Origin of the sequence: Streptosporangium sp. NPDC006930 (genome assembly GCF_040635605.1) — a bacterium.
In the GTDB taxonomy this organism is placed as follows: domain Bacteria; phylum Actinomycetota; class Actinomycetes; order Streptosporangiales; family Streptosporangiaceae; genus Streptosporangium.
Genome location: NZ_JBEYID010000025.1, coordinates 112,004 through 133,789, shown reverse-complemented (window position 1 = coordinate 133,789; position 21,786 = coordinate 112,004). Strand labels below are relative to the sequence as shown.

At 71.6% G+C, this 21,786-nt stretch carries 15 protein-coding genes; 7 read left to right on the top strand and 8 right to left on the bottom strand.

Features of this window, described 5'->3' with window-relative positions; all coding sequences use genetic code 11:
• Positions 1 to 62: 62 nt before the first annotated feature.
• Both ABZ664_RS33140 and ABZ664_RS33135 read right to left on the bottom strand, forming a co-directional pair.
• Positions 63 to 1,721 carry an RNA polymerase sigma factor gene (locus tag ABZ664_RS33140; protein WP_362518848.1) on the bottom strand — a complete coding sequence of 553 codons (1,659 nt, stop codon included), beginning with the start codon at positions 1,719 to 1,721 and terminating at the stop codon, positions 63 to 65.
• Between the two features lie 244 nt (positions 1,722 to 1,965).
• Entirely contained in the window at positions 1,966 to 4,059 is a 2,094-nt protein-coding gene (locus ABZ664_RS33135; protein ID WP_362518845.1) for a SpoIIE family protein phosphatase, read from the bottom strand.
• Positions 4,060 to 4,603: 544 nt separating this feature from the next.
• Here ABZ664_RS33135 and ABZ664_RS33130 point away from each other — a divergent pair.
• The 7 genes from ABZ664_RS33130 to ABZ664_RS33100 all read left to right on the top strand — a co-directional run bounded on the left by ABZ664_RS33130 (position 4,604) and on the right by ABZ664_RS33100 (position 10,928).
• Positions 4,604 to 4,906 (top strand): hypothetical protein, encoded by a 303-nt coding sequence (locus ABZ664_RS33130; protein WP_362518842.1) that lies wholly within the window; start codon positions 4,604 to 4,606, stop codon positions 4,904 to 4,906.
• A 206-nt stretch (positions 4,907 to 5,112) separates the two neighbouring features.
• Positions 5,113 to 6,624 carry a hypothetical protein gene (locus ABZ664_RS33125; protein WP_362518902.1) on the top strand — a complete coding sequence of 504 codons (1,512 nt, stop codon included), beginning with the start codon at positions 5,113 to 5,115 and terminating at the stop codon, positions 6,622 to 6,624.
• Positions 6,625 to 6,631: 7 nt separating this feature from the next.
• Positions 6,632 to 7,387 (top strand): 5-oxoprolinase subunit PxpA, encoded by a 756-nt coding sequence (locus ABZ664_RS33120; protein WP_362518839.1) that lies wholly within the window; start codon positions 6,632 to 6,634, stop codon positions 7,385 to 7,387.
• On the top strand, positions 7,384 to 8,010 hold the full coding sequence (locus ABZ664_RS33115; protein ID WP_362518836.1) for an allophanate hydrolase subunit 1: 627 nt from the start codon (positions 7,384 to 7,386) through the stop codon (positions 8,008 to 8,010). Before ABZ664_RS33120 ends, ABZ664_RS33115 begins: the two co-directional genes overlap by 4 nt.
• Positions 8,007 to 9,002: a biotin-dependent carboxyltransferase family protein gene (locus ABZ664_RS33110; protein ID WP_362518832.1), complete on the top strand. Its 996-nt coding sequence runs from the start codon at positions 8,007 to 8,009 to the stop codon at positions 9,000 to 9,002. Before ABZ664_RS33115 ends, ABZ664_RS33110 begins: the two co-directional genes overlap by 4 nt.
• 142 nt (positions 9,003 to 9,144) lie before the next feature.
• Positions 9,145 to 9,819 carry a nicotinamide riboside transporter PnuC gene (gene pnuC, locus ABZ664_RS33105; protein ID WP_362518829.1) on the top strand — a complete coding sequence of 225 codons (675 nt, stop codon included), beginning with the start codon at positions 9,145 to 9,147 and terminating at the stop codon, positions 9,817 to 9,819.
• Entirely contained in the window at positions 9,816 to 10,928 is a 1,113-nt protein-coding gene (locus ABZ664_RS33100) for an AAA family ATPase (protein ID WP_362518826.1), read from the top strand. The genes pnuC and ABZ664_RS33100 overlap by 4 nt, the downstream gene beginning before the upstream one ends.
• A gap of 118 nt (positions 10,929 to 11,046) precedes the next feature.
• Here the strand turns inward: ABZ664_RS33100 and ABZ664_RS33095 are convergent, their stop codons facing one another.
• From ABZ664_RS33095 to ABZ664_RS33070, 6 genes are all read right to left on the bottom strand, one after another.
• Positions 11,047 to 12,750, bottom strand: a complete 1,704-nt coding sequence (locus tag ABZ664_RS33095) for an ABC transporter family substrate-binding protein (protein ID WP_362518823.1) — start codon at positions 12,748 to 12,750, stop codon at positions 11,047 to 11,049.
• Positions 12,751 to 12,778: 28 nt separating this feature from the next.
• Positions 12,779 to 14,905, bottom strand: a complete 2,127-nt coding sequence (locus ABZ664_RS33090; RefSeq protein WP_362518897.1) for an ABC transporter ATP-binding protein — start codon at positions 14,903 to 14,905, stop codon at positions 12,779 to 12,781.
• A 62-nt stretch (positions 14,906 to 14,967) separates the two neighbouring features.
• Complete coding sequence (locus ABZ664_RS33085; protein ID WP_362518821.1) at positions 14,968 to 15,882, bottom strand: ABC transporter permease; 915 nt, start codon at positions 15,880 to 15,882, stop codon at positions 14,968 to 14,970.
• A gap of 7 nt (positions 15,883 to 15,889) precedes the next feature.
• Positions 15,890 to 16,873 carry an ABC transporter permease gene (locus tag ABZ664_RS33080; RefSeq protein ID WP_362518818.1) on the bottom strand — a complete coding sequence of 328 codons (984 nt, stop codon included), beginning with the start codon at positions 16,871 to 16,873 and terminating at the stop codon, positions 15,890 to 15,892.
• Positions 16,874 to 16,989: 116 nt separating this feature from the next.
• Positions 16,990 to 19,356 carry an AAA family ATPase gene (locus ABZ664_RS33075; protein ID WP_362518815.1) on the bottom strand — a complete coding sequence of 789 codons (2,367 nt, stop codon included), beginning with the start codon at positions 19,354 to 19,356 and terminating at the stop codon, positions 16,990 to 16,992.
• A 494-nt stretch (positions 19,357 to 19,850) separates the two neighbouring features.
• On the bottom strand, positions 19,851 to 21,680 hold the full coding sequence (locus ABZ664_RS33070; RefSeq protein ID WP_362518812.1) for a tetratricopeptide repeat protein: 1,830 nt from the start codon (positions 21,678 to 21,680) through the stop codon (positions 19,851 to 19,853).
• Positions 21,681 to 21,786: the final 106 nt, after the last annotated feature.

Sequence of the window (21,786 nt, the reverse complement as noted above, 5' to 3'; positions counted from 1 at the left end):
TACACCCTCGTTAACGACAGGAGGGGCCGCACCATATGGCGCGACCCCCCTGTCAGGAAGTCTCAGTCGAGGTAGTCGCGCAGGACCTGGGACCGGGACGGGTGGCGGAGCTTGGACATCGTCTTGGACTCGATCTGCCGGATGCGCTCGCGCGTCACCCCGTAGACCTTGCCGATCTCGTCCAGCGTCTTCGGCTGGCCGTCGGTCAGACCGAAGCGCATCGAGACCACGCCCGCCTCGCGCTCGGACAGCGTGTCCAGAACGGAGTGGAGCTGCTCCTGCAGAAGCGTGAAACTGACCGCGTCCGCCGGAACGATGGCCTCGGAGTCCTCGATGAGGTCACCGAACTCGCTGTCTCCCTCCTCACCCAGCGGGGTGTGCAGGGAGATCGGCTCTCGGCCGTACTTCTGGACCTCGACGACCTTCTCGGGGGTCATGTCGAGCTCGCGGGCCAGCTCCTCCGGGGTGGGCTCGCGCCCAAGGTCCTGGAGCATCTGCCGCTGGACACGGGCCAGCTTGTTGATCACTTCGACCATGTGGACCGGGATGCGGATGGTCCGCGCCTGGTCGGCCATGGCGCGGGTGATCGCCTGCCGGATCCACCACGTGGCGTAGGTGGAGAACTTGTAGCCCTTGGTGTAGTCGAACTTCTCGACCGCGCGGATCAGACCCAGGTTGCCCTCCTGGATCAGGTCCAGGAAGAGCATTCCGCGTCCCGTGTAGCGCTTGGCCAGCGAGACCACGAGGCGGAGGTTCGCCTCCAGCAGGTGGTTCTTGGCCCGGCGGCCGTCCTCGGCGATCCACTCCAGCTCGGCGCGGACGTCGACCGGGAGCTTCTCGCCATCGCTGCCGAGCTGCTCCTCGGCGAACAGACCGGCCTCGATGCGCTTGGCGAGCTCGACCTCCTGCTCGGCGTTGAGCAGGGGGACCTTACCGATCTGCTTGAGGTAGTCCTTGACCGGGTCGGCGGTGGCACCGGCGGCGGCGACCTGAGGCACCGGGGCGTCATCGTCGTCGTCGGTGAGGATGAGGACCTCGTCCTCGTTCACCTCGACGACCTCGACCTTGGGCTCCTCCTCGGTCTCGGTCTCGGCCTCGGCTTCCACCTCGACTTCCACCTCGACCTCGGCCACGGCCTCCAGGTCGAAGTCCTCGATCTCGACGTCCTCGAGGTCGATGACCTCGTCGTCGTCACCGGTGACCGGCTTCGGCGCGGACGCCGGGACCGCGGCTGCGGGACCGGCCTTCTTCGGCGGCGGGGCGGGAACCGGCTTCTTGGCGGCCGGGGCGACCTTCTTGGCCGGAGCCGTCTTGGCCGAAGCCGCCTTCACCGGGGCCGCCGGCTTCTTGGCCGCGGCCGCGGCGGGCTCGGAGCCGCTGACGACCGCGGTGACGGTCTCCGGCTGCTCCTTGGCCGCCGCCGCGGTCTTGGTCTTCTTGACGGCGGCGGGCGTGGCCGGGGCGGTGCGGCGTTTGGCGGGAGTGCGGGGCTTCTTGGGAGCCGCGGAGTCCTCGGCGGTCAGCCGTACTGTGATGCCCTCTTTGCTAAGGCTTCGCAGGATTCCAGCGACCTGCGCCATCGGAATGTCCGCTTCCTCGACGGCCTTGCGGACATCCTCGGACTCGAGGAACCCCTGCGAGCGCCCCCGCTCCATCAGCTGCTGAATGACGGGCTCGTTCAGCTCGGATGGCTTCGAGCGAGTCGAACTTGCAGGCGACACGAACACCTCTCGAAGGAAAGCGTGACGAGAATGGACCCAGATGCCCAACTAGGGGCAGTTTTGCCTCTAGTTGTGATTAGCGAGGCCGCGCTAACCGCGACGCACCTGTCCAGCATTGTGGCATGACACCGTGATCCATACGGCCGCCTCCTGGCGGTTGCCCTCCACCCTAGGCCGACCAAGAGAGTAGTGCGTACGGAAGCGAGGCACCGATACCCGAAAGCAACCGTTATGACTGTTTCATTCAGTCACTCTTCGTGGCGAGGGGAACGTGGATCGCGAGCACCGTGACGTCGTCATCCTGCTCATATCCGGACAGCATGCGATCGACAAGAAAATCTAGCAACATGTGCGGGCTTCCCACCACTTCGGCCGGCGCTTCGTTCACAACAGAACAAAGATCGGCAAGCCCGGCATCGAGGCCACGCTTGCGATTCTCCACAAGACCGTCCGAATACAGGACAGCGGTGTGGCCCGGCGGGACACAGAATCTGAACTGCCGGCGGCTCGTGGGCCAGCCCAGCGGGGTGCCCGGCTCACCGTCGCACAGCAGCGGCACGCCCTGCGGGGAGACCAGCAGCGGAGGCGGGTGACCGGCGAGCGCGAGCGTGCCCTCTCCGGTGCCCGGCTCGACGACCATGTAGGCGAGAGTCGTGACCTGCTCCTCCTCCTCGGTGGCCTCGAAGACCCTGTCGAGGCCGGTGAGCACCGCGGCGGGCGGCGGGTTGGTCAGTGCCAGGGCTCGCATGGCGTTGCGGATGCGCCCCATTCCCGCCGCGGCCTTGACGCCCTTGCCCATGACGTCGCCGACCACCGCCGCGACCCGGCCGTCCTGGAGGACGAACGCGTCGTACCAGTCGCCGCCGACCTGCACGTGGCGGCTTCCCGAGCGGAACCGCTGGGCGAGGACCAGGCCCCGGACCACCGGCAGGCGGTCGGGCAGCAGGCTGCGCTGGAGCGTCTCCGCCGTGCGGTGCTCTCGCTCGAACAGGGTGGCCCGCTCGACGGCGAGGGCGCACTGACCCGCGAGCGCCTCCAGGAAGACCCCGTCCTCCTGGGAGATCTTCTGCGGGCGGGTGAAGGAGAACCTCAGCGCACCGAGCGCCCGCCCCGCGGCCAGCAGCGGCAGGCCCACCCAGGCCCGCTCGTCGCTGTGGTCGATGAACCCGGTGACCTCCTCGCTGTCGCCACCCGCGTCGACCAGCTGGGCCCTCAGGCTCTCCGGCGACTCGGCGAAGACCGGCCGCCGGCTGTTGACCGCCATGGTCATCACGCTGGAGTGCGAAAGCGGGATCTCCTCGCCGGGCGCGCCGGGGACGTCGGGAATGCCGCCGCTGTTGACCAGCTTCAGCGCGGCCCGGTCGACATCGAGCAGCGCCACGGCCGAGCGGTCGGCCGCCAGGGCCGTACGACCCACGTCGATGATCACCTGGACCACCTGCTCGACGGTGAGCGCCTCGGCGAGTATCGCCGTGGCGCCCTGCAGGCGCGCGGTCCGCAGAGCCGCGGCGCCGAGCTGGTCGGTCAGGCGGCCGCGCATCTCCTCGGCCTCGCGCTGCGGGGTGACGTCGGTGTTGGCGCCCACCCATTCGACGACCCGATTGTGCCGGATGATCGGGACGGCGCGCACCTCGAAGTGCCGGTAACCGCTGGCCCGGGTGCGGACCCGGTAACTCCACTCGAACATGGTCCGGCCGCGCAGCGCCTCGCGCCACGCCTCCTCGGTGTGCGGGCGGTCGTCGGGGTGGACGGCCTCCAGCCAGCCGTGGGCGAGGTATTCATCGAGCCCCTGGCCGGTGATGGCCCGCCACTGCGGCGCGTCCTCCTCCACGACGCCGGTGGGCGCGGTGATCCACACGAGCTGGGACTGGGCCTCGACCAGCGAGCGGTAGCGCTCCTCGCTGCGCCTGAGGTCCTCCTCGACCTGCCTGCTGTCGGTGATGTCGACGCCGACCAGGCAGATCGCCTGGAGCGTGCCCTTGTCGTCGTGGACCGGGGAGAAGGTCAGGGACCAGTGATGGGTCTCGCCGTCGGCGGTGCGCACACGGATCCGCTGGTCGCCCTCGACCTCGGCGCCCGCCACGATGCCGCGGACCGAGCCCTCGATCAGGGCGGTCAGGTCGGCGGAGAGCAGATCGCCGGGGACGCGGCCGACCAGGCGCTCGGCGGGCAGGCCGACCACGTCGGCGAAGACCTCGTCGACGCGCTCGAAACGGCCGTCGGGGTCGAAGAACGCGAAGGCGAACGGCGACTGCGACAGCAGGCCCTGCAACAGGCCGGAGTCTGAGATGTCCACACCCGACTCCCGGGGACGGGGCACGGAGGTTTCGGCGCTCATGGTCGGCACCTCCGTCGCGTGCCAGGGTCTCCCACGAGGCACATCTCCAAACTTGCGAATTGGCATAGCGCGGCTCCGGGGGACCGGATCCTGGAGTACATCATCGGCGATGGGCAGGTGTGGACGGAAGCCCCGCCCAGGATGCGGTCAGCGCCCCCTGGGAACGCCGCCGCTCCGAGGACCGGAACCCTCGCGCCGATGCGAGGGGGCTCCCGCACGGGCGCCGACCGGCTGGCACCGCGTCTCCGAACGTTTGCGGCCAGGACCATAGCAGGATCGGGCCGGACCGTCCCGGCAACTGCCCACCTCATCTCCGTAGGGCTTGCAGGCGAGATCAGGCTACTGACTCGCCGTCAATTCGGCTCCCTGTTCGGGAACACTCACTTACTCGGCTGTTGCAGGATTCAGTCAAGACACGGTGTCAGCTTCCCATATCACGGCGCCAAGGGTTGACAGTCCCGAGATAAGTTGTGAAATGAAAACGCACGTCCTCGCCGACACATCCGGGGGATGCCCCGGGAAACTCCGGAGGAATGCGACTTCCATGCCCGTTCTTGCCACCCGCCTCGCCGGGCCTTCCGTGACGACCCTCGCCGCGCCCTCGGCGCCCTCAGCACCCTCAGCGCCCTCGGCGCCCTCGGCGGCTCTCCACGAGCCGGTGACCTCTCACCTGGCCGCCGAGTTCCAGACGATCGCCCTCGACACCGTCGACAGGTGCGTGGCCGAGGTCCGCGCCTGCGCCGAGCATCTCGGCATCGAGCCGACGGCCGAGATCGTCGAGCGCGTCGCCCGCGAGCATCTGCTCGCCCTTGTCAACTCCGCGCCGCCATCTCGCGGTCCCCGGTAACATCGGGAGCACCCGGCCGTCTTCTACGCACCGTTTGGCCCGGGAATGCGAGAAGGTTGGGACGTGAGCGAGGGAAGCGAGCGGGCCAATCGACGCGGCGGCGGCGCCCATGATGGGCTGACGCGCCCGACGGGGGAGGCTGCTTGAGCCGGCGACATCGTCGAGACCTCAGGGAGAGCCAGTCCCCCGAGGCGGTCTTCTCCGAGATGTTGCTCGCCGCTCGCGAGCTACTGGCCGTACGCAGCCCGCTGGACGCCGAGCTCATGGTCTCCGACATGATCGGAGCCTGGTGGGGGCGCCGGCTGCGCCGAGGGGACGCCGAGCAGGTCCTCGGTGAGGGCCTGGTCGACTACGCGGCCAAGGCGGGCTCGCCCGCCGCGCTCACCCTGCTGATCGCGCTCGCCTACCTCGGCACGGCCCGCCAGGCCGCCAAGGCCGAGGGCGCCGCGCTGGCGCTCATGGAGCGCGACGTGGCCAGGCCGCGCTGGGCCGACCGGCTGGGCGTGGTCAAGACGACCGGCTGCTTCGTCTCCCGCGACGCGTACGGCGACCAGGACACCGTGGTGTGCACCTTCGGCTACCGGGGCGTCGACAGCGTCGAGGAGCGGCACGCGCTGGTGGTGATCGTCGACTACAACATGCGCGGCATCGCCCGTGACGCCTGGGTCTCCTCGCACGTCGACAAGCTGCTGGAACAGGCCAGGGCCGAGGCCGAGGGCAACCCGATGCTCAGGTTCGGGGAGATCGAACCTCAGCAGGCCAGGGCGCTGCTCGAATCGGCCATGAAGGCCACCGCCGAGTACGGCCAGCGCAGGACGACCGTGCCGGTCAGCGACAGCTACAGCGCCTACCACGCCTTCGCCAGGTCCCGGATCAAGGCGCTGCCACCCGGCAGGAAGCGGCCGGCCCCGCTGCACAGCGAGGCCCCCTACAGCCGTGACCGCCGGGCGATGCTGGCGGCCGAGTTCCTCTCCTCGGACGCGGCCGAGCACCTGTCCGACCCCTCGGCGGCCTCCCGGTGCGCCGACCACATCATCGACTACGGCTGCGACCAGGATTTCGGCCGCCCGCTCCGGGTGAGCCCGACCAAGTGCGAGACGTTCCTCCTCGACTGGCTGCCGCGCAAGGTGATGCTCAGCACCGCCGAGCAGGAGGCGGTGCCGCACGTGCTGGGCGCGTGGGCGCGGTTCGCCGCCGGCAGGACCGGACTACCCGACGAAGGGCTGCGGGCCACGCTCGACGCGATCTGGGAGGCGACGGGCAAGTTCGCGGAGTCCTACCGCGACCCGACGACCTTCGGGCTCGACCGCGACCTGCTCGACCGGCTGCTGCCGGACGGCGACCTGTCGGCGCTGGCCAGGCGGGTGTTCGCGTTCCCCTTCCTGCAGGGTACGCACGGTGAGATCAAGCTCAGCCTGCTCAACCCCGCCGATGACACCGACCGGCGGATCCTGCTGGGCATCGACCACGCGGGGGAGCTCGACCGGCGCGACTACGACGAGCACCTCGCCTGGCACGAGGAGATCGCCGCCAGGCTATGGGAGGGCGACCCTCCACAGCTGTGGGAGGCGGCGCAGCGGCTGCTCGACCTGGGCCATGACCGGCACGACGTGCTGCACGTGCTGATCGAGATCGCCGAGCGCATCGGGGACGACCCCGAGGAGCTGGCCATCGCCCTCGATGACATCGCGGATATTCCCGACGAGCCTCCGGTGTAGGTGAGCCATGGTGATCGATCTCAACGCCGATCTGGGCGAGAGCTTCGGAATCTGGAGGCTGGGCGACGACGAAGCCCTCCTCGACGTCGTGACCAGCGCCAACATCGCCTGCGGGTTTCACGCGGGCGACCCGTTGAACATCCGGCGAACGTGCGCGGCGGCGGTCGACCGCGGGGTGACGATCGGCGCCCAGGTCTCCTACCGGGACCTGGCCGGGTTCGGCCGCCGCGAGATGGACGTCGATCCCGAGGAGCTCTGCGCCGAGGTGCTCTACCAGCTGGGAGCGGTGGACGGCATCGCGAGGGCGATGGGCGGCCGGGTCTCCTACGTCAAACCGCACGGCGCGCTGTACAACCGGATCTGCCGCGATCCCGAACAGGCCGGGGCCGTCGTGGCGGCGGTCGCCGACTACGACCGGGACCTGCCCCTGCTCACCCTGCCCGGCTCCGTGGTTCACGAGATCGCCGCCGGGGAGGGGGTCACCACCGTCGTCGAGGCCTTCGCCGACCGCGCGTACACCGGCACGGGAGCGCTGGTCTCCCGCCGCTCCCCCGGCGCGGTGCTGCACGACCCGGGCATGGTCGCGGACCGGGCCGTGCGGATGGCGACCGAGTGGGTGGTCGAGGCGGTGGACGGCTCGCGGGTGCCCGTCGAGGCGCGCTCGATCTGCGTGCACGGCGACACCCCCGGCGCCGTGCTGATGGCCCGTGCCGTGCGCGACGGTTTGGTGGAGGCGGGAGTGACGCTGAGGTCCTTCGCGTGAGCGTCCGGCGGGCCGGGGAGCACGCGCTGCTGGTGGAGACCGGCTCGCTGGAGATCTCCCATCGGCTGGACGCGCTGCTGCGGGCCGACCGGCCCCGCGGGGTGGTCGAGATCGTGCCCGGCCCCGTCACGGTCCTCGTCACCGCGCCGGGGGCCGATCCCGCGCGTCTGCGGGACGAACTCCTCCGCCTGCTCGCCGCGGCGTCCGCCGCGGACGCCGCGGTGGCCGTGGACCCGCAACAGGTGACCCTCCCCGTCGTGTACGACGGCGCCGACCTCCACGAGGTCGCCGCGCTGAGCGGCCTCTCCCCGCGGGAGGTGGTCGAGCGGCACACCGGGCGGGAGCTGGTGGTGGGCTGGCTGGGCTTCGCCCCCGGTTTCGCCTACCTCACGGGGCTGGACCCGGCTTTGCACGTCCCCCGGCTGGACACCCCGCGGACCTCGGTGCCCGCCGGGGCGGTGGCCGTCGCCGGCCCCTACTCGGCGGTCTATCCCTCGGCCTCACCCGGTGGCTGGCGGCTGCTCGGCCGCTCGGCGACCGCGGTGTGGGACGTGGCCGCCGACCCGCCCGCCCTGCTCACGCCGGGGACGCGGGTACGCTTCCTCGCGGTCGGCGAGCCATGATCGAGGTGGTCGCGCCCGGGCCGTACGCCACCGTGCAGGACCTTGGCCGGCCGGGGTACGCCCACCTCGGGGTGCCCCGCTCGGGTGCGGCCGACGAGCCGAGCCTGCGACTGGCCAACCGCCTGGTCGGCAACCCGCGGGACGCCGCGGGGATCGAGCTGACCTTCGGCGGGGCCCGGCTTCGCTTCACCACCGGGGCCTGGACCGCCGTCACCGGCGCCGCCTGCCCTCTGGACCTCCTGCGACCGTGCGAGACGGCCCCCGGCGGGACGGGCCCGATCTCTCCGGGCGGGGCGCAGGCGTCCACGAGCCGATCCTCTCCCGGTGGGACGCTCACGAGCGAGATCTCCGCCGGCGAAGCCTCTCCGGAAGGGGGGATCCGGCGAGTGACGGTGCCGCAGGCGATGTGCGCGCCCTTCTGGGTTCCCGCCGGGGGCGAACTGCGCCTGGGGACGCCCATGGCCGGTCTGCGCACCTACGTCGCCGTCCGGGGCGGTGTCGACGTTCCCATCACGATGGGGAGCCGGTCCGCCGACTCTCTGTCCGGGCTGGGGCCTCCCCCGCTGCGCGCCGGGACGGTCCTGCCCGTGGGGCCGACCGGAGACCTGCCGCCGATCACCGTGGACGCGGTGCCCTCGCCGGAGCTCGGGAGGGGCGTCCTGCGGGTTCTGCCGGGTCCTCGCGACGACTGGTTCGTCCCCGGAGCCCTCGCCACCCTGTGCGCGGGGCCGTACGAGGTCAGCCAGGACACCAACCGGGTGGGCGTGCGAATGCGTGGCGCCCACCTGGAAAGGGCCAGGAGCGGGGAACTGCCGAGTGAGGGCATGGTGGCGGGGGCCGTCCAGGTGCCGCCCAGCGGCCAGCCGATCGTGTTCCTCGCCGACCACCCGCCGACCGGCGGCTACCCGGTCATCGCCGTCCTGAACTCGGCGAGCCTCGCCTGGGCCGCCCAGCTCCGCCCCGGCGACCGGGTACGGTTCCGCCGCGACTGACCCGCTCACGGCGGTCCGGCCGTCACCGGGCCGCGGCGAGCGTACGTGTCACCGGAGCGTAGGCGATCGGGCCTCGTGCGGGGCCCCGTGTGACCGGACCGGGGCGACCGATTATCGTCATCGCGACGATTGAGGAGACCGCATGTCGCTCGCCGAGATACTGGCCCCCCTCCTGCGGCCGGCGTTCACCGTCGCGGGGACCCCGACCAGCTGGGCGGAACTTCTGGGATTCGCCACCGGCGTCCTCACGGTCTGGCTGGTGGTCCGCCGGAACGTCTGGAACTGGCCGATCGGGATCGCCAACGTGACCCTGCTCGGAGCGGTCTTCCTGACCGTCGGGCTCTACGCGGACGCGGCGCTGCAGATCGTCTACGTCGCGCTGGGTCTGTACGGGTGGTGGCAATGGCTGTACGGCGGGGCAGGGCGGACCCCGCTGGCGATCCGTCGCACAGGACACGCCGAGTGGGCCGCGCTGGCGGGTTTCGGGGTCGTGGCCACCGCCGGTCTCTCCTTCGCCCTCGCTACCTGGACCGACTCGACCGTGCCGGTCTGGGACGCCCTGACGACCGCCCTGTCCCTGACGGCGACCTACGGGCAGAGCCGGAAGCTGGTCGAGTCGTGGTGGTTGTGGATCGCGGCCGACGTGGTCTACATACCCCTCTACGCCTACAAGGGCCTCCATCTGACAGCCGTCCTGTACGTGGTCTTCCTGGCGCTGTGCGTCGCCGGTCTGCGGGCCTGGAGCGCGGAGCTCGCGTCCCGCTCCGTCCCGGCCACGCCGGGGGCGGGCGTCCCGGGCGGGAGGGCGCGCCGATGAGCGGCGGGACCTTCGCCCACGGGCTGGTGATCGGCAAGTTCTATCCGCCGCACGCGGGACACCACCACCTGATCGACACCGCCGCCTCGCGATGCGCCCGGGTGAGCGTCGTGATCGCCGCGTCGACCGTGGAGAGCATCCCGCCGGCGCTGCGCGCCGCCTGGTTGCGCGAGGCGCACCCGCAGGCCCACGTGACGATCGCCCCCGTGGTCGACGACGTCGGGATCGACTACGACGACCCGGAGATCTGGTCGGCGCACGTCGAGGTGTTCCGGCACGGCCTCTCCCAGGCGTACGGCCACGTACCGGAGATCGACGCAGTGTTCTCCTCCGAGGCGTACGGACCCGAGTTGGCCCGCCGGTTCGGCGCCGTCCATGTCGGCGTCGACCCGGGCCGGGAACGGTTCCCGGTCAGCGGGAGGATGGTGAGAGACGACCCGGTGTCGTGCTGGGACCGTCTCTCACCCGCCGTACGCGGCCATCTGGCCCGACGCGTGGTGGTCGTCGGCGCGGAGTCCAGCGGCACGACCACACTGGCCAGATCCCTGGCCGCCCACTACGCGGCTCGCGGCGGACCGTGGGCGGCGACGCGCTGGGTGCCCGAGTACGGCAGGACGTACTGCGAGGAGAAACTCGCCCTGGCCCGGCGGCACGCCAAGCTCGGCGGGCTGCCCGAACCGTGGCTGGACGACCTGGGGTGGGAGTCGGCGGAGTTCGGCGTGATCGCCGAGCGCCAGCTCGCGTGGGAGAACGCCGCTGCCAGGACGGGATCGCCGCTGCTGGTGTGCGACACCGACGCCTTCACCACCTCCCTGTGGCACGAGCGCTATCTCGGCGAGCCCTCCGAGGAGGTCACCGCTGTGCATCGCCGTGCCCGGCACGACCTGTGGATCCACACCTCGGTGCGGGATGTGCCCTTCGAGCAGGACGGCTGGCGCGACGGGGAGGCGATCCGGCACCGGATGGACGCCCGCCTGCGCGAGAGGCTGGTCGCGGACGGGCTGCCCCACCTGGTCGTCACCGGGCCACCCGAGGTCAGGCTGGCACGGGCCGTACGGGCGGTGGACGCCCTGCTGGAGCAGGGCTGGGAGTTCGCGGAACCGCTGTAGGGCTCACCCCGGGGCGGCCAGACGATGAGCCCGACCTCGTCGGGAGGCGTTCGTCCACATCCCCCTTGTCAGGGGAGGAGAGCGGAGACCCGTTCATCTCGGCGGCGGGCAACGAGCGTCAACGGAGGAAGCCGATGTCCTGATATTTCAGGTCATAGAAGCCTCGGGCGCCGAAGTTGGTGAGATCGCTCTTGACCGCGACGATCTGCGGTCGCTGGTAGAGCGTCACCACGTTGACCGCCTGCCAGATGAGCTTGTCCGCGGCGTTGGTGTCGGCGATGGCCCTCGCGTCGTCGAGGTCGGCGGTCGCCTTGTTCATGGCGGCGTCGATCCGCCGGGACCCGATGCGGCCGAGGTTGGCGTTCCACTGCCTGGTGCCGTCGGGGAGCCTGACGGCGTCGGCGTACTGGCCGTAGGAGCTGGAGACGGGAAAGGGCGTGCCCACGTACGCGAACGCGGTGATGTCGTAATTGCCAGGAATTATGTATCTGGTGAAGTAGTCGTCCGTCGGTACCGACTGGAGGGTGACCCCTACCCCGATGCGGCCGAGCATGTCCTGGACGAGCTCGGCCTCGGATTTGGTGAGCTGCAGGCCCGAGGGCAGGACGAAACGCAGGTTCAGCTCCCTTCCCGCCTTCATGCGGGTCCGGCCCTCCAGTTTCCAGCCCGCGGCGTCCAGCTCCCTCCCCGCCCTGCCCGGGTCGTACGTGCCGATCTCACCGGCGTTGTCCTGGTACCCCTCCTGGGTGTTCATGAAGAAGTGGTTGTTGAGCAGCACGATCGGCCAGTCGAGGCCCTGGAGGTCCGACTGGGCGATGACCTGACGGTCGATGCCCATCGCGACGGCCCTGCGGACCTTCGGGTCGGACAGCAGGGCGCTCTCGCCGTTCATCGTGATGTGCCGGAAGTCGGGGCCTGCCGCCTGCCGCACGATCGCGTCCGGGGTGCTCCTGGCCCGCGCGTAGTCGGGCGCGGACGGGCCGACGTCGAAGGTGTCGAGTTCGCCGTTGCTGAAGGCCCCGACCAGCGCGTCGCTCTCCAGGGATCGGTAGATGATCCGGTCAAGCTTGGCCCGATCACCCCACCAGCGCTCGTCTCGCGCGATCGTGACGGTCTTGGCGGTCGGGTCGAACGCGACGAATTCGAACGGGCCCGCGGTCACCGGGACGCGGTTCAGCCATGCGGTGTTGAACGCCTCGGGGGTGGCGTTCGTACTCCGGGGGTACAGCGGCGCGAACAGCGACTGCCAGTCGCCGAAGGGTTTGGCGAAGGTCACCACGACCTGGTGGTCGTCCCTGCCTCTGTCGACCTTCTCGATGTTCCGGTAACCGGTGGTGCTCGCCACCCGGTAGTCGGCGTCGCGGCCGTTCAGCGCCTGCCACTGGGCGCGGTAGTCCTCCCAGGTGATCGGGGTGCCGTCGGACCACCTGGCGCGCGGGTTGAGGGTCAGTGTGACGACCTGCTCCGGCTCGTGCGCGGTGACCCTGCCCTCGGACAGGTAGTCGGTGTTCGGGGAGATCTTCCCCTTGGCGTCGGAGCGGAAGGGGGAGGGCATGAGGGCGTCCATGACCCTCTTGACCGTCGCCAGGTTGCCGTCGATGTGGTTGAGGTTCCAGTTGGACGGATACTCGTTGATCCCCCACCGGAGCACGCCCCCGTCCGCGACCCGCTCGCGAGGCACCGGGTTGACGTCGTAGGCCTTGATCGCGGAGACCGGCCCGCCCGGCCTCCCCCCTCCTCCGCATCCGGCGAGACCCGGTGCGACGGCCAGGGTCACGGCCAGCGCGGCGGCGAGCGCGCCCACGCGCCGGATTGGTATCACGGTGTTCCTCCCGGTGCATACGGCGGGGTCATCCGGCGTCGGCCCTCTCGGCGAAGTGGCATGAGACGCCGTGGTCGTCCCCGACCTGCCGTATCAAGGGCTCCTCGTCCACGCAGCGTCGCCGGGCGCTCTCGCCGAGGGTCTTGAACAGGGGGCAGCGGGTCCGGAAACGGCACCCGGAGGGAGGGTCGGCGGGACTCGGCAGGTCCCCCTCCAGCAGGACGCGTTCCCTGGAGCGTTCCAGCACCGGGTCGGGAAGCGGGACCGCCGACAGCAGGGCCCGCGTGTAGGGGTGCAGCGGGGTGTCGTAGACACCGCCGACCCGGCCGATCTCGGCGATCTTCCCCAGATACATGACCGCGACCCGGTCGGCGATGTGCCGGACCACGGCCAGATCGTGCGCGACGATGAGGTACGACAGGCCCAGGCGATTCCTCAGCTCCTCCAGCAGGTTGAGCACCCCCGCCTGGATGGACACGTCGAGCGCCGAGACCGGCTCGTCCAGCACGACCAGCCGGGGCTGCGGGGCGAGGGCACGTGCGATGCCGATGCGCTGACGCTGGCCCCCGGAGAAGTCCTGCGGGTAGCGGGCGGCGTGGCCGGGTTCCAGGCCGACGAGGTCGAGCAACTCGCCGATCCTCGGCCCCGGGTCCCGTTCGCCGTGCGCGCGCAGCGGCTCGGCGAGAATGTCGTAGACGGTCATCCTCGGATCCAGCGAGGCGAGCGGATCCTGGAAGACGACCTGCATGTCGCGCCGCACGGCCATCCGGTCGCGGGCGCTCATTCCCGTGGTGTCGTGGCCCAGCACCGTGATCCTGCCGCGCTGTGGTGCGGCCAGTTCGAGGATCTCCATCAGGGTGGTCGTCTTACCGCAGCCCGACTCGCCGACCAGGCCGAGCGTCTCGCCCTCGCGGACGTCGAAGTCGACGCCGTCCACCGCGCGGACCGTGCCGACCCTCCGCCGCAGGAGCGTCCCGGTGACCAGGGGGTAGTGCTTGACCAGGTCCTCGACCCGCAGGACCACGGCGCGCTCCTCGCGCGGGCGCGGCGGCTCCTCGACACCGGGAGCGGCGAGGCCGGTGGAGCTCACGGGGCGCCGGACGGGACCGGCGGCGGCACGTGTGGCGGCGCCCGTGGCCGGTCCGCGCACGCCGTAGACCTGGTCCGGCGACCATCCCGCCGCCTCGATCTCGCCGGAGCGCACGCACGCCGCGAGGTGGCCCGGCGAGTCCACGGGCTCCGGCTCCGGCTCGGTCTTCGCGCACACCGGGACGGCGATCGGACAGCGCGGCTCGAAGGGGCAGCCCGGCGGCAGCGCCGCCGGTGACGGCGGGCTGCCCTTGATGGGCACCAGCGGGCGTCCCCGGCCGCGATCGAGACGCGGGACCGAGCCGAGCAGGCCCATGGTGTACGGCATGCGGCTGCGGTAGTAGACCTCGTCCACCGAGCCGACCTCGACGGAGCGCCCGGCGTACATGACGAGGACCCGGTCGGCGAACCCCGCCACCACCCCCAGATCGTGGGTGATGAGGACGATCGCCGCGCCGGTCTCGCGCTGCGCCGTCTTCAGCACCTCCAGCACCTGCGCCTGGATGGTCACGTCGAGCGCGGTGGTCGGCTCGTCGCAGAGGATCACGTCGGGGCCGTTCGCGATCGCCATCGCGATCACCGCGCGCTGGCGCATGCCACCGGAGAACTCGTGCGGGAACGCCCTGGCCCGCTGCGCGGCGTTGGGGATGCCAACCAGGTCGAGCAGCTCGACCGCACGCCTGGCCGCCTGGGCGGCGCCCACCCGCTGGTGGACGCGGATCGCCTCGGCGACCTGGTCACCGACCCGGTACACGGGGGTGAGCGCGGAGAGCGGATCCTGGAAGACCATCGAGACGGTCTTGCCGCGGAACGCGGTGAGCGTCCTCTCCGGGGCGCCCAGGATCTCCTGCCCGAGCAGCCGGACCGAGCCGGTGACGCGGGCGTGCGCCGGGAGCAGGCCCATCACGGCGAGCGAGGTGACCGACTTGCCGGAGCCGGACTCCCCCACGACACCGAGCACCTCTCCTGGACGGACCGCGTAACCCATGCCCCTGACCGCGCGGACCGCCCCCGGCCCCGAGCCGAAGGTGACGTCGAGGTCACGCACCTCGAGCACGGGGGCGATCGGGTCGGGCACCGGCTCGCGCTCGCCGGTCCTGGACGTCGTGCCCGGGAATCGCTCGCCCGTCACCGGTCACCCGCCCTGTGGGACGTGGGGTCGAAGGCGTCGCGCAGGGAGTCGCCGACCAGGTTCACCGCGAGCACGGTGACGATCAGCAGACCCGCGCAGAACCAGAACGTCCAGGGGGCGTACAGGGCCGTCCGCGCGCCGTCGGCGATGAGGCTGCCCAGCGAGACGTCGGGCGGCTGGATGCCGAAACCGAAGTAGGACAGGGACGTCTCGGTGAGGATCGCGGCGCTGACGTTGAGCGTGGCGTCGACGACCAGCAGCGAGGACATGTTGGGGATCACGTGCCGGAAGATGATCCTCGTCGAGGGCACGCCCATGAACCTGGCCGCGTGGATGAACTCCCGCTCCCTGAGGGAGATGGTCATGCTCCGGACGATCTTCGAGGTGACCATCCAGAGGAAGAGCGCCAGCACCAGCACGAACACCGGCCACTGCCTCCCGGCGAAGAGCGGGGACATGATCGCCAGGATGAGGAAGGCCGGGAGCACGAGCAGCAGGTCGGTCAGCCAGGTCAGCGCCCGGTCGGTCCAGCCTCCGAAGTATCCGGCGAAGGCGCCCACCACGGCCGCGAGCGCGGTGCCGACCACCGCGGCGAGCAGGCCCACGATCAGGGACCTGCGCAGGCCGCGCAGCGTGACCGCGTACACGTCGGCGCCGGTCTGCAGGGTCCCCCACCAGTGATCGGTGGAGGGAGGCGCGAGGAAGGCCGTGTAGTCCTTCGAAACGTACGTCCAGCGGGTGAGGTACGGCCCGGCGAAGGCGAGCAGGAAGATCAGCACGAGCAGAGCTAGGCCGACCCTGCCCCGTCCCGAGCGCAGGAGGCGGCCCGCGACCACTCGCAGCCGCGAGGGTGCCTTGATCCTGTCGACGGACGACTGCTGCTCGGCGAGTTCCTCGTCGGCGATGGCCATCTCGGGCTCACCCCACCCGGACGCGCGGGTCGAGAACGGCGTGGAGCATGTCGGAGGCGAGCGCGGCCAGCAACACGGCCAGTGCGGCGAAGCAGCTGATCGCCGCGACGGTGTTGACGTCGTTGGTGGAGATCGAGTCGACCAGTTGCTCCCCCAGGCCGTGCCAGCCGAAGATCTTCTCGGTGAAGGTGGTGCCGACCAGCAGCGCCCCGAAGGTGAAGGCGAAGTAGGTGACCGCCGGGATGAGCGCGGTGCGCAGCGCGTGCCGGGTCAGCGCGGCCCTGCGGCTCAGCCCCTTGGCCATGGCCGTACGGATGAAGTCGGCGCCGAGCACGTCGAGCATCATGTTGCGCTGGTAACGGCTGTAGACGGCGACGAGTCCGAGCGAGAGCGACAGCGTGGGCAGGACCAGGTGCCGGATCCTGTCGAACACGGCGGCGGCGAGCCCTCCCTGGAGGCCGGGGGTCGCCTCTCCGCTGACGAGGACGATCTGGGTGCCGGCCGCCTCGTTGAGCCGGATGGCGGCGATGATCAGCATGTTGGCCAGCACCACCGTGGGGATCGCGAGCACGACGAAGGACAGGACGGTCGCCGATCGGTCGAAGAGGCCGTACTGCCTGACCGCTGCGTAGGCTCCGATGAGCACACCGGCGACGCTGCCGAGGACGAGTCCGATCGTGATCAGGCGCAGGGTGACGCCGACGCGGCGCCCGAGGTCGTCGTTGACCGACCCTCCCCCCACCGTCTTGCCGAAGTCTCCGCGCACGACACCTCCCGCCCAGGTCAGGTAGCGCTCGAACAGCGGGGTGCGGTCGTTCAGGTTGAGGTCGGTGAGGTGCGCGTCGACGACGGCCGACGGGAGCGGGGGGTTGCGGCCCTCGTAGTTGGATCGCGGGTTGAGCGCGGAGGCGGCGAGCATGTAGGCCAGGCTGGTGGCCACGACGATCAGCACCAGATAGTTGAGCAGCCTGCGGGTAAGGAATCCCGCCATCTTTCCTCCTCCGGAGCCCCGCCGCTGTCGGTGACCATCTTGCTACACTCGGCGACCGGCGGGCTGCACAGCGTACCGAATCGGAGGGATCTCGATGGGAGATGGCGGGGCCGAGGTCACTTCCCCGCGAGCTCGTCGACGGCCGCGCGCAGGTCGGCACCGGTGATGGTGGTCAGGTCGGCGGCGCTCGCGGTGGCTCCGCCGAGGGCGGCGAGGCGGACGTCCCTGCGCATCGCGGCGCGCTCGAAGAGCGAGCGCGCGAACCTGCCGTTGCCGAGTCCGTCGATCAGGCCCTCGTCGCAGACCCAGGTGAAGACCTCGGCCAGGTCGCGGCGGGCGTCGTCGTCGAACCGGTCTCCCGACTCGTCGGCGAGCAGCACCGCGATCTCGGTGAGCTCCCCCGGCGAGTACGAGGGAAACTGCACCCGCTGGTTGAACCTGCTGCCCAGGCCCGGGTTGGAGGCCAGGAAGACGTTCATCTCCCGCTCGTATCCGGCCAGGATGATCACCAGCCGGTCGCGGTCGTCCTCGGCTCGCTTGAGCAGTGTCTGCACGGCCTCGGTGCCGAAGGCGTCGCCCCCGCTGTAGCCGGAGTTGACCAGACTGTACGCCTCGTCGACGAACAGCACCCCGCCGAGCGCCCGGTCGACCAGCTCGTTCGTCTTGATCGCGGTGGCGCCGAGGTGCTGGCCGACCAGGTCGGCCCGCTGCGCCTCCACCACGTCGGGCTGGGTGAGCAGGCCGAGCGCGGCGAAGATGCGGCCCAGGATGCGGGCCACGCTGGTCTTACCGGTTCCCGGCGGTCCGGCGAAGACGAAGTGCCGCATCTGCGGCGGGGTCGGCAGCCCTCGCTCCTCGCGCATCTTGGCCACCCTGAGCTGCGCGGCGATCGCGTGCACCTGCCGCTTGACCGGTTCCAGCCCCGCCATGCGGTCGAGGTCGGCGAGCGCCTCCTCAAGGGAGGGGGCCGCCTGGTAACCCCGGTAGCGGGCGGTGAGCTCGTCGAAGGCCTTGACGACGTCGGCCTCGATCGTGGTGACCAGGTCCTCGGTGGTGGGCGCGCCGCCCGCTCCCACCACGCGCACGTCCCTGGCCTGTGCGACGGCCTCCACGAGGCTGCGGACGAACCGGGCGTTGCCCAGGTCGTCGACGATCGCGCGCCGGTGGATGTCCTCGAAGCGGGCGAGCAGGGCGGACGCGGCCTCGGGCGCCATCCGGTCGCCCCTGCGCCGCTGCAGCAGCTCGGTGATGCGGAGCAGCTCGTCGGGGGCGTAGCTGGGAAAGCGGACCCTGCTGGAGAACCGGCTGGACAGGCCGGGGTTGGACGACAGGAAGGTGCCCATCTCCTTCTCGTATCCGGCCAGGATGACGATCAGCCGGTCGCGGTCGTCCTCGGCCCGCTTGAGCAGCGTCTGCACGGCCTCCGTGCCGAACCTGTCGGGCTGGCCGTCACCGGAGTTGATCAGGCTGTACGCCTCGTCGACGAACAGCACCCCGCCGAGCGCCCGGTCGACCAGCTCGTTCGTCTTGATCGCGGTGGCGCCGAGAAACTCCCCCACCAGGTCGGCCCGCTGGGCCTCCACCACGTAGGGGGTCTCCAGCAGGCCGAAGGAGTAGAAGATCTTCGCGACGGTCCTGGCCACGCTGGTCTTGCCGGTGCCCGGAGGGCCGACGAACACGAAGTGCCGCATCGGCGGCTCGGTGGAGTATCCGGCCTCCCTGCGCAGCCTGGCCGCCTCGATCGAGGCGGCGATCGAGCGGACCTGCTCCTTCACCGGGGCCAGGCCGATCATGGCGTCCAGCTCGCCGAGCGCCTCCTCCACCGAGATGGGCGGAGGATCGTCGCGCTCGCCGGCTCCCTGGGCGGGGGCGGGGTGGCCGCCCTCGCGGACCCGGAGCCCGGCTGGGCGCCGCTCCCCCGCCTCCAGCGCGGCCCGCACCCGGCGGGCCTGCAGGAACCGGTGGACCAGCACCCCGGCCGCCACGGCGTACGCGGCCCAGATGGCGACGGCGGGCACGAACCCCGTGATGACCACGCCGAGCAGGAGGGCCGTCAGCCCTGCGGGCACCAGTGCCATGACCGTGGTCACCCACGGTGGGACCCAGCGGATGAGGTGGGCGGCCCCTGCGACCAGGAGGCCGAGGAGCATCAGCGCCGAGGGGATCGGCGAGTGCAGGCCGAAGAGGACGGCCCGGAAGATCAGGACTCCTCCCAGCCAGCCGAGCACCACGAGCAGGGTCGCGGCGGCGCGGGGGAAGTTCAGGGTCAGTGCCGCGAAGCCGAGCAGCACCAGCGTGGAGAAGAACGTGTTGAGGACCGACCAGCCGAGTCCGAACGCCAGCGCGACCGCTCCGACCAGCACCGCGACGTAGATCAGCCTGCGCAGGGGCGGCGAGAGCCGAAAGTAGCCCAGCCGAACCTGCTCGAACAGATCCCGTGCCGCCGCGCGCCCCGCCGGACGGGCCCTGCTGGATTCCCGCATCACGCCTCCCCGGTCCGCCCCTGGTTATACCGCAACAAGGGGGCGTTTGCGCGTGCCTGAGGGTCGCGCCACGCCGTCGTGTGGGCAGGATCAGATATCCGGATGAGAGTGGATGAAACCAACGTTCGAGGTAGCAAGCTCTTTCCGCACCGTCCCTCCGGCCACGCCCCTCCCTGTGCCGCCCCCGCGCCCCGCGCGCGGCGACCCTCGCCCGCGTTCCCCCGAGGCGGTACGGCCCGGTCCCGGCCGCCCCCGCCGCTCGCCCGCCTGGGGAAGCGCGCCGGGGACGGGCAGGGAAATGTCACCGCCCGGCAAGACGGTCCACGGCTCCCCGCCCTGCGGGTCGCGCGGCCCTTGAACGCCCCGGTTCCGGCATGGACGCCGCCCGCGGGTCGCGTTGCGGGCGAGGGCGTCCCGCGCTCCGGGGAGAACCGGATCCCGGCACGTGCCGCGTCGCGCACCGCAGGGCGGTCCCGCGCTCCGGGGAGGACCTCTCAGCCGCGGCGGGCGCGGCCCTGGTGGCGGCCGGGATACTCGCCGACCACGACCTCCTTGGGAGTGATTCTCAGCAGGTCGGCCTCGGTGTCGCCGATGGCGACGCCCCGTACCTCGGCCCAGAACCGGCGGTCGAGCGGGTCGGCGACGAAGACCGCCACCCTGGGATCGCGCTCGGCGGCCTCCCAGGCGTCGGAGGCGGCGATCAGGCGCAGCTCGCCGCTCGGGCCGACCGAGCTGACCGCACCGACGGCGAGCGCGCGCGGACCGCTGGGATCGGCGTACGCGAGCACCACCTCCCGCGCGTAGGTGAAGGCCGCGCGCACCTCCCCGCTGAGACCCACCGGCGCTCCCGCGTCGCCGGGGAGGCGGCTCCCGCAGCCGTCGCACATGACCAGCGAGGCCCGCCACGGCCCCGGCGCGCCGTGCCACCACGCCCGCACCGACCTCGTGGCGAATACCGCCACCGGTCCGGCGAGCAGTGCGATCCCCGCCCACCAGGCCCACTCTCCCAGTGGGTCGAGCCCGAGAGCCGGTGCCGCTCCGGCCACGCCGAGCAGGATCGACGCCGAGGCGGACAGCGCCAGGACCGCCACCAGCGCGCGGTCGGAGGCCGACGCGCGGGCGAGTCCGAGGGGCAGACCCACCCGGACTCTCAGCCGGCCGAGCGCGAGCGGTACCGCGAGGGCGGCCAGTGCCCAGCTCCGCTCGTCCAGGACGATTACCGCCACCGCGACCGCCGCCGGCACCGACCAGACCCTGACCGCGACGAGCCAGAGCGTCACGTTCACGTCGCGTCTGGCCGTGCGATCGTCACCCGCGGCGACGAACTCGGCCAGCGCCCTGAAAGGCCGCCCGCGCCACGCCTCGACGAGGACGCGCAGGACGAGCAGCACCACCCCGTTGAGGAGCACCAGTCCGGCGAGACTCGCCCAGAGCGCACCCGGTACGCCCGGCACCGGGCCGGAAAGGGGTGGCGGGATCTCCGCGGGGAGGATGGCGACGACCGCGACGTACGCGGCCACGGCGACCAGGGTGATCGAGACCGACGTGCTGAGCCACAGGTCGCGGGCGAGCATGCCCGGCACGTACGACCAGAGCCTGACCCGGTGCGCCCGCCTGAGGGTGATCGCCAGGACGGCGAGCAACACCAGCCCGCCGCCGACCCTCGCCACGGAGGCCAGGCCGAACCCGAACTCCGTCGCGCAGACCGCGACGAGGGCGACGGCGAGCAGGGTCCGGATCTGCCGCGACCATGTCGCCAGGGCACGTCTGGCCCGGCCGGTCTCGCGGGGGTCGACCGGCCAGGCGGGGTCGTGGTGGGCGCGCGGGTGCTCCCAGCGCAGCCGGGCCAGGCCGAGGTTCACCCTCGCGCCCGGGTGGCCGGGCAGCAGGCGCAGCGCCTCGCGGTAGGCGGCCTCCGCGGAGGCGTACTCACCCCGCAGCAGCGCGAGGTCACCGGCGAGAACGTGCGGGTCCGGCTCCTCCGGCGCGTAGCGCACGGCCCTCGCCGCCTGCGCCCGCGACTCGCGCCAGCGTCCCGGCACCCTGCGCAGCGCGGCCCCCAGCCGCATTCGCGCGGCCCAGGAGCCCGGTGCGAGGCGTACGGCCTCCTCGGCCGCGGCCACGGCCTCCGCGTCGCGGCCGAGCCGCTCGAACGCGAGGCTCGCGAGGCGGTATCCCCAGTCGGCGCCGGACTCGGACCTGGGGTCGAGGTCCAGCGCCTTGCGTGCGGCCTCCAGCGCGGCCTCGGGCCGGTCATGGCCCAGCCACGCGGCGGCCACCGCGCACCACTGCCGGGGGTCGGCGGGATCCCGGGGCGGCGGCACAGGTCCCGAGGCGAGGTCGTTTCCTGACCGGGAGCCATGGAGGTCCTGCGGCGACACGGGGACCCGGCCGGAGGCGTTCCCTGACCGGGAACCGACGCGATCTTCC

What these genes read in the sequence shown, in the direction of transcription:
- ABZ664_RS33135 (WP_362518845.1), bottom strand. Translation starts at nt 4,059, where the DNA reads ATGAGCGCCGAAACCTCCGTGCCCCGTCCCCGGGAGTCGGGTGTGGAC.
- ABZ664_RS33130 (WP_362518842.1), top strand. Translation starts at nt 4,604, where the DNA reads ATGCCCGTTCTTGCCACCCGCCTCGCCGGGCCTTCCGTGACGACCCTC.
- ABZ664_RS33125 (WP_362518902.1), top strand. Translation starts at nt 5,113, where the DNA reads ATGTTGCTCGCCGCTCGCGAGCTACTGGCCGTACGCAGCCCGCTGGAC.
- ABZ664_RS33120 (WP_362518839.1), top strand. Translation starts at nt 6,632, where the DNA reads ATGGTGATCGATCTCAACGCCGATCTGGGCGAGAGCTTCGGAATCTGG.
- ABZ664_RS33110 (WP_362518832.1), top strand. Translation starts at nt 8,007, where the DNA reads ATGATCGAGGTGGTCGCGCCCGGGCCGTACGCCACCGTGCAGGACCTT.
- pnuC (WP_362518829.1), top strand. Translation starts at nt 9,145, where the DNA reads ATGTCGCTCGCCGAGATACTGGCCCCCCTCCTGCGGCCGGCGTTCACC.
- ABZ664_RS33100 (WP_362518826.1), top strand. Translation starts at nt 9,816, where the DNA reads ATGAGCGGCGGGACCTTCGCCCACGGGCTGGTGATCGGCAAGTTCTAT.
- ABZ664_RS33085 (WP_362518821.1), bottom strand. Translation starts at nt 15,882, where the DNA reads ATGGCCATCGCCGACGAGGAACTCGCCGAGCAGCAGTCGTCCGTCGAC.
- ABZ664_RS33080 (WP_362518818.1), bottom strand. Translation starts at nt 16,873, where the DNA reads ATGGCGGGATTCCTTACCCGCAGGCTGCTCAACTATCTGGTGCTGATC.
- ABZ664_RS33075 (WP_362518815.1), bottom strand. Translation starts at nt 19,356, where the DNA reads ATGCGGGAATCCAGCAGGGCCCGTCCGGCGGGGCGCGCGGCGGCACGG.